General features: G+C 64.3%; 11 protein-coding genes (1 of these 11 only partly in view). 9 read left to right on the forward strand and 2 right to left on the reverse strand.

Annotated elements, in window-relative coordinates; genetic code table 11:
* The first annotated feature begins 23 nt into the window (after positions 1 to 23).
* From hisS to G7077_RS07835, 9 genes are all read left to right on the forward strand, one after another.
* Complete coding sequence (gene hisS, locus G7077_RS07795; protein ID WP_166411205.1) at positions 24 to 1271, forward strand: histidine--tRNA ligase; 1248 nt, start codon at positions 24 to 26, stop codon at positions 1269 to 1271.
* On the forward strand, positions 1268 to 2347 hold the full coding sequence (gene prfA / locus G7077_RS07800) for a peptide chain release factor 1 (RefSeq protein ID WP_166411206.1): 1080 nt from the start codon (positions 1268 to 1270) through the stop codon (positions 2345 to 2347). The genes hisS and prfA overlap by 4 nt, the downstream gene beginning before the upstream one ends.
* The gene (gene prmC, locus G7077_RS07805) at positions 2344 to 3171 is read left to right on the forward strand and encodes a peptide chain release factor N(5)-glutamine methyltransferase (protein ID WP_166411207.1); all 828 of its coding nucleotides are present in this window, start codon (positions 2344 to 2346) and stop codon (positions 3169 to 3171) included. The genes prfA and prmC overlap by 4 nt, the downstream gene beginning before the upstream one ends.
* Positions 3172 to 3401: 230 nt before the next feature.
* Complete coding sequence (locus tag G7077_RS07810) at positions 3402 to 4148, forward strand: DUF4167 domain-containing protein (RefSeq protein ID WP_166411208.1); 747 nt, start codon at positions 3402 to 3404, stop codon at positions 4146 to 4148.
* 81 nt (positions 4149 to 4229) lie between these two features.
* Positions 4230 to 4931: a phosphate regulon transcriptional regulator PhoB gene (gene phoB / locus G7077_RS07815; RefSeq protein WP_166411209.1), complete on the forward strand. Its 702-nt coding sequence runs from the start codon at positions 4230 to 4232 to the stop codon at positions 4929 to 4931.
* A 117-nt stretch (positions 4932 to 5048) separates the two neighbouring features.
* A complete protein-coding gene (locus G7077_RS07820; RefSeq protein ID WP_166411210.1) occupies positions 5049 to 7751 on the forward strand; it encodes a TonB-dependent receptor in 2703 nt (900 codons plus the stop codon).
* 280 nt (positions 7752 to 8031) lie between these two features.
* Positions 8032 to 8337 carry a hypothetical protein gene (locus G7077_RS07825; RefSeq protein WP_166411211.1) on the forward strand — a complete coding sequence of 102 codons (306 nt, stop codon included), beginning with the start codon at positions 8032 to 8034 and terminating at the stop codon, positions 8335 to 8337.
* Between the two features lie 129 nt (positions 8338 to 8466).
* Positions 8467 to 9954 carry a DUF4139 domain-containing protein gene (locus tag G7077_RS07830; RefSeq protein WP_166411212.1) on the forward strand — a complete coding sequence of 496 codons (1488 nt, stop codon included), beginning with the start codon at positions 8467 to 8469 and terminating at the stop codon, positions 9952 to 9954.
* 1 nt (position 9955) lies between these two features.
* Positions 9956 to 11461 carry a DUF4139 domain-containing protein gene (locus tag G7077_RS07835; protein WP_166411213.1) on the forward strand — a complete coding sequence of 502 codons (1506 nt, stop codon included), beginning with the start codon at positions 9956 to 9958 and terminating at the stop codon, positions 11459 to 11461.
* On the opposite strand, the gene G7077_RS07840 is transcribed toward G7077_RS07835, so the two are convergent.
* Together G7077_RS07840 and G7077_RS07845 are read right to left on the reverse strand one after the other, a co-directional pair.
* A complete protein-coding gene (locus G7077_RS07840) occupies positions 11462 to 11839 on the reverse strand; it encodes an acyl-CoA thioesterase (RefSeq protein WP_166411214.1) in 378 nt (125 codons plus the stop codon).
* Positions 11836 to 11977, reverse strand: the end of a protein-coding gene (locus tag G7077_RS07845) for a hypothetical protein (protein WP_166411215.1). It continues 143 nt past the right edge of the window; only the last 142 of its 285 coding nucleotides appear in the window; its start codon lies beyond the right edge, outside the window; its stop codon occupies positions 11836 to 11838. Before G7077_RS07845 ends, G7077_RS07840 begins: the two co-directional genes overlap by 4 nt.

The raw sequence follows: 11977 nt of genomic DNA on the forward strand, positions 1-11977 counted from the left end.
CCCGCTAGTGCGCTGCGGCAGCGATGGGCCAGAACAGCAGCATTCAACCGATCCGAGGCATGCAAAGCCTGCTCGGCGACGAAGCCGAGCGGATGCATCATGTTGTCCGGACCTTCGACAGAGTCCGGGCACTGTTCGGCTTTCGCCGGGTCGAGGTGCCGGTGCTGGAGCCGACGGCGGTGTTCGCCCGCTCCCTCGGCGAGACCACCGACGTTGTTTCCAAGGAGATGTACACGTTTGAGGACCGCGGCGGCGACAGCGTCACGTTGCGGCCGGAACTGACCGCCGGCATCGCTCGGGCCTATGTCAGCGAAGGCTGGCAGCAATATGCGCCGCTCAAGGTCGCCTCGCATGGGCCGGCGTTTCGCTATGAGCGGCCGCAAAAAGGGCGGTTCCGGCAGTTTCACCAGCTCGACGCCGAGGTGATCGGCGCCGCCGAGCCGCTGGCCGACATCGAACTGCTCTGCTTCGCCGATCAGCTGCTTCGTGAGCTTGGCCTTGATGAAGGCGTGACGCTGCAGCTCAATACCCTCGGTGACCCTGAAACGCGGACGGCATGGCGCACGGCTCTGGTTGACTATTTCTCGGGTCACCGCGGTGACCTGTCCGAAGAAAGCCGCGAACGGCTTGAGCGCAACCCGCTCCGGATCTTGGACAGCAAAAATGTCGGCGACCAGAAGATTGCCGCCGACGCGCCGACGATCGACGATTGCTTGACGCCGCAAGCAAGCGACTTCTTCGCCGAGGTGACTGCCGGGCTGGACTCGGCGGGTGTGCGCTGGACGCGCAATCCACGGCTCGTGCGCGGCCTCGACTATTATCGACACACCGCCTTCGAGTTCGTGACCGACCGGCTTGGTGCTCAGGGAACGGTGCTTGGCGGCGGCCGCTATGATGGACTGATCGAGAATCTTGGCGGACCGCACACGCCGGCTGTCGGATGGGCGGCCGGAATCGAGCGTTTGGCAATGATGATCGATGCCGCACCCGCCGAGCGGATGGATGCCATGCTGGTGCCGCTTGGCGAGCGGGCCGAGCGCGAAGCCATCGGGCTGCTGAATGTCTTGCGGCAGGCTGGCGTTGCCGCCGACATGGCCTATCGTGGCAACATGAAGAAGAGGCTGAGCCGCGCCAATGCGGCAGGCGCACGGTTCGCGGTTGTGCTTGGCGACGACGAACTGGATCGGGGTGAGGTGCAGCTCAAGGATCTGGCCAGCGGCGCGCAGAGCGCCGTCGCACTGGACAGTTTGGCCGAAGCGCTGATTGCATGACCCGTATTTCGTCGGAACGGATCGCCTCCATCGAGGCGCGCAAGCATGACCTTGCCCGGGCAATGGCGGAGCCGAACCTTTCGCCGGACGAATTCGTCCGCTTGTCCAAGGAATATGCGGCGGTCGAGCCGGTAGCGGCGGCGGCACGCGAAGTCCGGCGATTGCGGGCGGAGCGCGAAAGCCTGACCGCAATGACCAAGGACGCGGACGACGAGCTGCGCGAAATCGCCGCCGAAGAACTGCAGGTCATCGAGACCAAGCTGCCGGAGGCGGAGCGCGCGCTCGCCATTCAGCTTCTGCCCAAGGATTCGGCGGACGAACGCGCGGCGATGCTGGAAGTACGGGCCGGGACGGGCGGCGATGAGGCGGCGCTGTTCGGCGGCGATCTCCTGCGCATGTACCAGCGTTATGCCGAGGAGCAGGGTTGGCGCTTCGAGCTCATCTCCGCCTCCGCTTCCGACGTCGGTGGTTACAAGGAAGCGGTGGCGTCGATTTCCGGCGCGGGCGTCTTTGCGCGGTTAAAGTTTGAAAGCGGCGTGCACCGGGTGCAGCGGGTACCCGCGACGGAGAGCGGTGGCCGGATTCACACGTCGGCGGCAACCGTCGCGGTTTTGCCCGAGGCGGAAGAAGTGGACGTCCAGATCGATGACAAGGATCTTCGGATCGACGTTTATCGCTCATCCGGGCCCGGCGGCCAGTCGGTCAATACCACCGACAGCGCGGTGCGCATTACCCACCTTCCCTCCGGACTGGTGGTGATCCAGCAGGACGAGAAGTCGCAGCACAAGAACAAGGCCAAGGCGTTGAAGGTTCTTCGGACCCGCTTGTTCGAACTGGAGCGCGAGCGGCTTGCAAGCGAGCGCGCAGGCGCGCGCAAATCAATGGTCGGATCGGGTGACCGGTCGGAGCGAATCCGGACGTATAACTTCCCGCAGGGACGAGTCACCGATCACCGGATCAACCTGACGCTCCACAAGCTTGATGCGATCCTGGAGGGTCCGGGGTTGGACGAACTGATCACCGCGCTCATCGCGGAAGACGAAGCCGAACGGCTCGCGGGCCTCGAAGAAGCGTGAAGACTTTCGCACGGGCGCTCAGTGAAGCGGCCCGAAAGATTTCCGATAGCAGCGATACCGCGCGCCTCGATGCCGAGCTGCTGCTCGCCGAAGCTTTGGGGATCGATCGGGATCGCCTGCTGCTCTCGCCACCGGAACGGGACGTTCCCGACCGCTTCTGGACGATGGTGGAACGCCGGACGGCTGGCGAACCGATGTCCTACATCACCGGTCGCCGCGCCTTCTGGAACGTCGAGCTCCACGTCGGGCCGGGCGTGCTCATCCCGCGGCCCGATACCGAGGTCCTGATCACTTCGGCGCTGGAGCATTTCGAGGGGACCGCGGGACCGGCGCGAATTCTCGACCTCGGCACGGGCCCTGGCACCCTGTTGCTCGCAGCCCTCGACATCTGGCCGAAGGCAACCGGTCTCGGAATCGATCAGTCGCGGCGCGCCATGTCCTACGCGGCCGCCAATGCCCGGCGTCTGGGTCTGGAGCCACGAGCGGAGTTCCGGCTCGGTAATTGGGCGGACGGCGTCGATGAGGTTTTCGACCTGGTGCTGTGCAATCCACCGTACGTGCCTGAGCAGGCCGTGACCGGCCCAGGGGTCAAGGAGCATGAGCCGCATGAGGCGTTGTTCGCCGGACCCGATGGGCTGGATTGCATCCGCGCGGTTGCGCCCGACTTTCCGAGCCTGATCGCCCGCGCGGGCCTTGGAGCGGTGGAAATCGGCTTCGACCAGGGCGGACCGGCAAGCGAGATCCTCGCCCGCGATGGTCTCCGCGCCCGATTGGCTCAGGATCTCGGCGGGCGCGACCGCGCGGTCCTGCTGAGCTGGGCTTGAACGAAAAGGCTTGGCAGGCGCCGTCGCACCCACTACATCGATGTGCAGGGCAGGCCGCTTCGAAAGCATCCAAGCGCACCCTTCCCAACCCCCGACGCAATCGGCCGTTCGTCTGGCGCTATGAAATGGCGCAGACCGGAACGAAAGGGTCATAGCCGCGCAATGGTGCGCCGCTCTGACCGGCTACGGCCCAAAGGGGGCAGCTTCTTCTTGTTTAGAAGGAAGTGGATTTGATCAATAACCGACAGGGCGGACGCAGGCGCGGACGTGGGGGACAGCGAAACCCGAACATGGGCGGGCGGCCCGATGGCAATCGCCAGGACAACCGTCAGCGCGGTAATGCGGCGCAGCTTCTTGAAAAGTACAAGAATCTTGCGCGTGACTCGCAGCTTGCCGGCGACCGGGTGCAGACCGAATATTATCTGCAGTTTGCCGACCATTATTTCCGCGTGCTGAGCGAAAGTCGGGCGCGGTTCGAGGATCAGCGCCGTCCCCGTGACGACGAGTTCGACGACGAGGACGAAGGCGAGGAGATGGAGGGCGCCGAAGGCTCCGACGACGAGCAGGGCGACGAAGCGCCGCGCTACGAGCGTCAGGACAATCGCGACCGTCAGCGCAACCGGCGCTTTGCTCGTGACGAACGGGGCGGCGACGAGCGTCCGTCGTCCGAGGAGCGCCCGGAGCGGACGGAACGTGTCGAGCGCGCAGAGCGGCCTGAGCGCGCTGAACGTCCGGAGCGCGCTGAACGTTCGGAGCGTGCCGACCGCGCCGAATCGCGTCCGCGGCGCAACGGTGCGCTGAGCATCAACGGCGGCGCCAACGACACGGATTCCTCCGGCATTTCGCTGGAAGTGCTTCCGCCGGCCATCGGCCCGGTCGAAGCCGTCGCCGATGAGGGCGAGGTGGAGCGTCCCCGTCGTCGCACGCGCCGCCCGCGGGTCGCCGGCAACGAAGACGATATCGCCCCAGCGGCATGATTTATTGATGCGCCCACCCTCCGCGGGTCGGGCGCGTCATAAAATTGTCACGGCCATGTCTTAGGCGGCGGAAGAACGCCTATGTCATCACGCCATCAACCCGCCCTCCTCCTTGTCGAGGACGATCGCAGGCTCGCGGACCTGCTTATCTGGCATTTCGAACGCGAGGGGTACGACATCACGCGTACCGCCGATGGCGAGGAAGCCTTGCTGCTTGCGCAGGAACAGGCCCCGGACATCGTCATTCTCGATTGGATGATCGAAGGCGTCTCCGGCATCGAGGTGTGCCGCCGGCTGCGTCGCCGCCCCGAAACAGCGAACGTCCCGATCATCATGCTCACCGCCCGCGGCGAGGAAAGCGACCGGATCCGCGGGCTGGAAACCGGCGCCGACGATTATGTCACCAAGCCATTCAGCCCCCGCGAGCTGGTGGCCCGCGTCAATGCCGTGCTTCGCCGCGTCCGTCCCGCACTGGCCGGCGAGCGGCTGGACTATGCCGACCTCGAAATGGACGTCGGTGCCCACAAGGTGCGCCGTAGCGGCAAGCCTGTCGCGCTGGGCCCAACCGAGTTCCGTCTGCTGCGCTTCTTCCTTGAGCATCCCGGGCGGGTCTTCTCGCGCGAGCGATTGCTCGATGCCGTCTGGTCGCACGACCCCGACATCGATGTCCGCACGGTCGACGTTCATGTCCGCCGGCTTCGCAAGGCGCTGAACGACGACGGCGGCGCCGACTTGATTCGCACTGTAAGGGCCGCCGGTTACGCCCTCGATGCCGAGGGCTGAAGCTCTAAACCGGTTGTCTTAATTTCGTAGCAAAGCCGAAACGAAGGAGTCTCGGCAGCTTCGTAATTGCCCCTGCGGAAGGCCACTCGGAACGGCCTCGAAGGGGAAAGATCGAACATGTTTACTTCTGATGCGCGGGCAGCTGCCCCCGCAGCCGCTGGCCGCAAGCTGCTGGCCATTCTCCTCTGCTCCGCCGCGACGCCGGCTTTCGGCCAGGCAGGGACAACCCTGCCGCCGCAGGAGGGGGCCACCACAAGCACTGCGCCGACCACAGACTCGCCCCTTCCGCCGGCCTCTGGTTCCGCCGATCCCGAGACCGTCACTCCCGTTGTCGCGGATGCGCCTGCCGCTCCGCAGGCGGGCGCATCGGGCGTCGGCCTGGGCGATATCATCGTCACCGCGACCAAGCGCGAGACGAATCTTCAGCGCACGCCGATCGCCATCTCGGTCGTTAACGCCCAAGCCCTCGAAGACCGGTCAGTACAAAGCTTGCTGGATCTCGGTGACGGCTCGGTTCCGGGCCTTCGCGTCGCCACCTTCGAATCGCGCCAGTCCGCCGTTACCATTGGTATCCGCGGCATCGTTCCGCTCGACGCCAACCAGCCAGCCCGCGAGCAGGGCGTCGGCGTCTATCTCGACGGCGTCTATCTCGGCCGCCAGCAGGGTCTCGGCGCCGCGCTTCTCGACGTTGAGCGCATCGAGGTCCTGAAGGGGCCGCAGGGCACCCTGTTCGGCCGTAACACGTCCGGTGGCGCGGTCTCGATGGTGACGAAGGCGCCGACCGGCGAGTTCGGCATTCGCGGCGGCCTCGGCGTCGGCAACTACGACTCCTTCAACGGTAATGCCCATATCGACTTCCCGGCGGTCGGACCCTTTTCGTTCAAGCTGGATCTCGCCGCTGATTACCGCGGACCAGTGACGAAGAACCCGATGCCGGGTGAAAAGGGCTGGGGCTATTACGACCGGCAGGGCTTGCAGGCGAAGTTGCGTTTCCGTCCGGTCCCGGACTTCACCGCCGACCTGTCGTTCGACATCGGCAAGGACAAGTCGACGCCGTTCTACAGCCAGCTGATCAACTTCAACCCGAACAATTACCCGCTCGCCACCCTGACCGGTTCGCTGCCCTCGAATCGCGTCCGGCCGCTGCCGCCCCTGGTGGTGATCGAAGGCGACGAGTTGCAGAAGGTTGCGGACATCGGCGTTCCGCAGCGCCCGTCGGTGGACAAGACCCGCGGTTTGTCGCTGAACATGCGCTGGAACCTGTCCGATTGGCTTGAGCTCCGCTCCATTTCGGCGTGGCGCAAGGTCAGCGTCGACCAGTGGGACAATGCCGGTGGCGCCCACCGTCCCCCGGTGTTCTCGCCCAATGGCCTGTTCAGCCGCTATTCGCTCTCCTACCTTGAGCAGCGTCAGTACAGCCAGGAGTTCCAGGCGGTCGGCACGCTGGCCGATCAACTCGATTATGTCGCCGGCCTCTATTACTTCGACGAAAAGGCGTTCGAGGAAGCGGCAACCCCGAACTCGCTCCGCTGGAACGCAACCGGGACTGCTTATACCGTAATCGATTCCTGCACCGGCTCGAGCGGTTTCGGCTGGGATCGGGAGTGCCGCTTCATCGACCGCGGCAGCCGAGTGCGATCGAAGAGCCGGGCAGCTTACGGGCAGGTCACCTGGACTCCGCCGGCGGCGGACCAGTTCCACCTGACGTTGGGCGGCCGCTACACAAGGGACACCAAGGACGGCGTCCTGTACCTGACCAACAATGCGCCCTCCCGTTGTCCGCCGACCTTGGCGACGGCGCCGCTTTGTACGCTTGATCTAAAAACCTCGCGGTTCAACCCGCTTGTCACCTTGGCCTATGACGCCACACCCGGCGTTCACCTCTATGCCAAATATGCAACCGGCTACCGTTCGGGTGGCGCCAGTTCGCGGTCGGTCACCTATCGCGAATTCGGGCCAGAGGACGTCAAGAGCTACGAACTGGGTGCCAAGACCGAGCTGTTCGGCCGCCGCTTGCGGGTGAACGGGGCCGCGTTCGTGATGAACCGTGAGGGCAGCCAGGTCGACTTCTCGAGCGTCGTTCCGACGGCGGCGGGCAACCGCAACACGCTGGAAACGATCAATGCGCCGGGGACGACCAAGATCCGGGGCGTCGAGATCGACTTCCTGGCTCGGGTCACCGACAATCTGCAGCTGAGCGGCGCTTATGCCTACACCTACACCAAGGTGCCGGACACGCCCGATCCGTTCCGTCCGGGCAATCCGCTGGTGCCTGCCTTTATCGTTTACACGCCGCGCAACGTTGCCAACGGCGCCATCGATTATGAAATGCCGCTCAACTGGAACGAGGCAAGCCTCCGCTTCCATGTCGACGGCAATTATAATCAGGCAACTCAGTCGTTCGCGGAATATGCGACGAAGAACGACAGCAGCTTTCTCGTGAATGCCCGCGTGTCGTTGGCTGATGTTGCGTTCGGAAACAGCAGCTATACCTTTGCCCTCTGGTCGCGGAACCTATTTGACAACCAGTATATTTTCCGCCGGGACCCGCTGACGAGCCTTCCCAATCCGCTGACGGGCGCCGTCAACGCGATCACCGGGGAATATGCGAACTTCGGGATGCCGCGGACGTTCGGTGCCGAACTCTCGTTCAAGTTCCGCGCGCCGAGGCCGACCGTGATGAAAGCGGCAGCGCCGCTGCCGCCGCCCCTCCCCGCGACTCAAACCTGCCCTGATGGGTCGGTTGTGGATGCCGGCGCGGGCTGTCCGGTGACCCCGCCGCCTCCCCCAACAGCCGAACCGGCGGGCGAGCGCGGCTAGATCGCAAGCTTAAACGAAAAGCTTGGAAGGCGGCGGAACTCAGTTCCGTCGCCTTTTTCCATTCAGCTTCAAAGGATTAGCGCGACCGGACTTCTAGCCCACCTCGCCGTCATGCAGAGCATAACGACCTTTTATGACAGTTTTGTTACAAGCTGCTGATTTTGTTGCATTTTCTGTGCAAAAGGCGTACCGGTCTCAATGGATTGAGGGAGAGGTCATGATGGGTCGATATTCTGTTCTTATGCCGTCGGCTGCTTTGTTGATTGCTGCCGTTCCGGCAATGGCGCAGCCTGCAGTCAAGGACGATCCCGCGCCGGGCGCGGCCTCTTTGCTTCGCGCGGATGGGGCAACGGCGGAGCAGGAAATCCGGCAGGCCGCGGTGTCCAAATATGATCCTGCCCGTGCGATCAACCTTGGCGTTGCGCTCGCGCTCAAGGGCGACAACGACAATGCGGCGAAGCAATTCCGGCGCGCGCTCACGGCCGACGAAGTTCAGGTCACCGTTGCCAACGGCCGCACCGAATCGTCACACGATGTCGCGGCCAAGGCGCTTGCTGCGTTGGAGTCCGGCAACTTCCCGCGCTGACGCTTGGCCTGCAACAATCGATGCGGCTCCCCTCACCGGGAGCCGTTTTCGTTTCGCTTGAACCGCCCGCTTGACCGCCTGGATATAATGTAACATTCTCTCGTCGACTTGACAGGGCGAGGGGATGTGATGCGGACGATGATTCTCCTGTGTTCAGCGCTCGTCGGCGCGCCTTTGTTCGCGCAAGCGGCGGTCCCCTTGCCATCACAGACGGCGCAGGGCGATGTCGCCGTCACCATCTACAACAACAATCGAGCGCTGATCGAAGACAAGCGCTTGATCGACTTGCCCCGCGGCCGGAGCCGGCAGGAGTTCCGTGACGTGTCGGCGCAGATCGAGCCGGCGACGGTGACGCTGAGCGGCCGCGGCATCGGAATTGTCGAGCAGAACTTCGACTTCGACCTGCTGTCCCCAAGCGCCTTGATGCAGAAAGCGGTTGGACAGGAAGTCACCCTTGTTCGCACCAACCCGGGCACCGGTGCGGAAACACGCGAGCGGGCACGAATCCTGGCGGTGAACGGCGGCGTGGTCATGCAGATCGGCGACCGTATCGAGGTGCTTCGCGACGACGGTATCCCTGCTCGCGTGATCTTTGACCGGGTGCCGCCGACGCTCCGCCCCCGGCCCACGCTGTCGATCACCGTTGATGCGGCCAACGGCGGCCGGCAGCCGGTATCCCTGACCTATCTGACGCCGGGCCTTGGCTGGGCCGCCGATTACGTCGCCCTCTTCGACGAGGGCAACGGACGGATGGACGTGCAGGGCTGGATCACCCTCACGAACAATAGCGGCACGCCCTATGTGAACGCCTCGACCATGCTGGTTGCCGGAAGCGTCGGCAGCGCCCGTGGCGATTATAACGAATACTCCCCGCCGCCACCGCCGCCGCCATTGCGGCGCGCCGGGACGGAAACGGCGGCTCGCGAACGACTTGCCGACTTCTACCTCTATCCGCTGCCCGAACGGACCACGATTGCCGACAAGCAGACCAAGCAGGTCAGCTTTCTCGATGTGAAAGGCGCGCCGGCAAGTCGAGGCTATGAATATCGCAACGGCTGGCTCCAGACTGCCGATCAGCCAGTCAGCGCCAACAGCATCCTGCGTTTCTCCAGCTCGCGGGAGCAAGGCCTTGGAGATGCGCTGCCCGCCGGCACCGTCCGCGTCTACCAGCGCGATGCGCGCGGTAATCCCCAGTTCGTCGGCGAGCACCGGATCGGGCATACGCCGATGGGTTCGGACATCGGCTTGGCGACGGGCCAGGCCTTCGACATCAAGGTCCGGCCGATCGTCGACAGCCGCGAAACCATCACCGAGGAGCAATGGAAGACGACGGAGCGCTTCCGGATCCGCAACTCGCTAGGCCAGTCGGTGAGCGGTGAGCGCGACTCATTGACGCAGAAGACCTTTTATCGAACGCGCATGCGTTACATCGTGACGAATGCGAGCCCGCGTGCGGTGACCGTAGATCTGACACAAAGCGGGCTGTCGTGGGACACGCGGATCAGCCAGGAAAGTTTACCGTCGGAGAAGCTGAGCGCCGATCAGGTCCGCTGGCGCGTTCCCGTCCCGGCGAATGCCGAGACGGTGGTCACGGCTACTTTCGACACGCGCTATTAAAATGATGCGGCGCTTCGCCATGCTGATGGCGCTTGCATTGTCCGGTACGGCAAGCGCGCAGCCGGTCGTCACCTCCGCCGGGCCGGACAAGGTTGCCGTCACCGTCTACCGCGACCCGGCGCGCGGCACCCGCCAGTTCGACCTTGGCTGGCTACAGGGCTATGCTTTGGTGAGCGAGACCCGGCGAGTCACTCTGCCGGCCGGCGAGAGTGAAGTCCGCTTCGAGGGCGTGACCGCCGGGATCGTTCCGCAGAGCGCGATCGTTACCGGACTTGGCGAGGCCGTGATCGAGAAAAACCGCGATGCGCGTCTGCTTTCTCCCGGCACCTTGCTTGCCGCCAACCTCGGTCAGCGCCTGCTCCTTCGCCGCACGTCCAAGGCCACCGGCCAAGTGCGGGAGCAGGAGGCGGTGTTGCGAGCAACGGAGGACGGTGTCGTGCTTCAAACCGCACAAGGATTTGAGGCGCTTCGTTGCTCAGGCATCAACGAGACTTTGCTGGCCCGCGACGTCCCGCTGGGGTTGTCGGCCAAGCCGACCCTGTCCGTCAGGGTTCGAAGCCCCCAGTCGGTCGAGCGCGACGTTACCTTGTCCTACATCAGCAACAACTTCGACTGGCAGGCCAATTACGTTGGAGAGCTGTCGTCGGACGGTCGCAAGCTCAGCCTGTTCGCCTGGCTGACGATTGCCAACGGCGACGACACCGGCCTTGCCGATGCGGCAACCCAGGCGGTCGCCGGCAAGCTCAACCGGGAATATGTCTGGGTCAGCCGCGGGGAAGCTACGCCGATACGACTGAACTGCTGGCCAAGCGGGACTACCGGCGATCGCGGGGATGAGCTGCAGGAGAGCGACGAGATCATTGTCACCGGCAGGCGGATTCAGCTTGCTGTGCCGAGGGCGGTTTCGGCGCCGGCCCCTCCCCCGCCGCCATCACCCGAGCGCGACGTGATGGCCGAGGAAGAGCGCCTCGGCGACGTTCGCCTCTACCGTGTTCCCATCGAGGTCACCGTTGCGGCCCATTCTCAGAAGCAGGTCGCCTTTATGCGGCAACCGGCGGTGCAGGTGGAAAGCCTTCTCCGGCTTCGTCCCGATCGCGGCGACTTCGATCGCCCCATCCCGCGCCTACTGGTGACCCGCAACGAGAGGAGCAAAGGCCTCGGCCTTCCCCTGCCCGCGGGTAGTCTGACGCTGTTCGGAACGCGGGAGGGTCGGCGGATACTGATCGGCGAGGGCCGAATCGATGATCATACCACCGGCGAGAAGGTCGAAGTCACGGTGGCGAGCAGCACCGCCATCTGGGCGCGTCAGCGCGCTGTGCCGGATGAAGAAGGAGGCGGCTACCGCCTGACGCTCACCAACGACCTTTCGACGGCCCAAATGGCTGAGGTCGAACTGCCGCTCGGCACGAAAGCTGTGAAAGTTGGGAAGCTGACAAAGCGGGACGGTTGGATGCTGTGGCGCGTGCGCTTGCCCGCCAACGGGTCCCGCGAGCTCCGTTACAAATAACTATTGCGGATCGACCGCGCGCGGACGGTGAGTCTCGTCCAACGCGACGAAGGTGAACAGGCCTTCCGTCACCTTGATCTCGGTCTTTCCGCGATCTCGGTGGGCGATCACTTCGATCCTCACGCCCATGGAGGTGCGCCCGACCCGCTCAACATGGGCGAATACGGAAATAAGGTCCCGCAGGTTGATCGGCTGAATGAACTCCATTCGCTCGATCGCAACCGTGGCCACAGGCCCGTTCGCCCGGCGTGCAGCGACGATGCCGCCGGCAATGTCCATCTGGCTCAGGACCCAACCACCAAAGATGTGGCCGTTGGCGTTGATGTCGCCCGGACCGGGAACGACCCGCAGGATTGGCACACGCTCGAATTCGGTCACACCTGTCCCTCGTCATCGCTTCGACGAACCTGATCGTCGTGGCCGCTCTTGGAGCTTAGAAACACCAAAGTCATCAGTGCCGTCCCAAGCAGCACCGTGAATGCGACGCCCAGTGCCGTCGCGATCACCATGTGAATC

Origin of the sequence: Sphingomonas piscis, from assembly GCF_011300455.1 — a bacterium.
Lineage (GTDB): Bacteria > Pseudomonadota > Alphaproteobacteria > Sphingomonadales > Sphingomonadaceae > Sphingomicrobium > Sphingomicrobium piscis.

Excerpts from the sequence above, each read along its gene's own strand:
- G7077_RS07820 (WP_166411210.1), top strand. The coding sequence starts at position 5,049 with ATGTTTACTTCTGATGCGCGGGCAGCTGCCCCCGCAGCCGCTGGCCGC.
- prfA (WP_166411206.1), top strand. The coding sequence starts at position 1,268 with ATGACCCGTATTTCGTCGGAACGGATCGCCTCCATCGAGGCGCGCAAG.
- G7077_RS07835 (WP_166411213.1), top strand. The coding sequence starts at position 9,956 with ATGATGCGGCGCTTCGCCATGCTGATGGCGCTTGCATTGTCCGGTACG.
- G7077_RS07830 (WP_166411212.1), top strand. The coding sequence starts at position 8,467 with ATGCGGACGATGATTCTCCTGTGTTCAGCGCTCGTCGGCGCGCCTTTG.
- phoB (WP_166411209.1), top strand. The coding sequence starts at position 4,230 with ATGTCATCACGCCATCAACCCGCCCTCCTCCTTGTCGAGGACGATCGC.
- hisS (WP_166411205.1), top strand. The coding sequence starts at position 24 with ATGGGCCAGAACAGCAGCATTCAACCGATCCGAGGCATGCAAAGCCTG.
- G7077_RS07825 (WP_166411211.1), top strand. The coding sequence starts at position 8,032 with ATGGCGCAGCCTGCAGTCAAGGACGATCCCGCGCCGGGCGCGGCCTCT.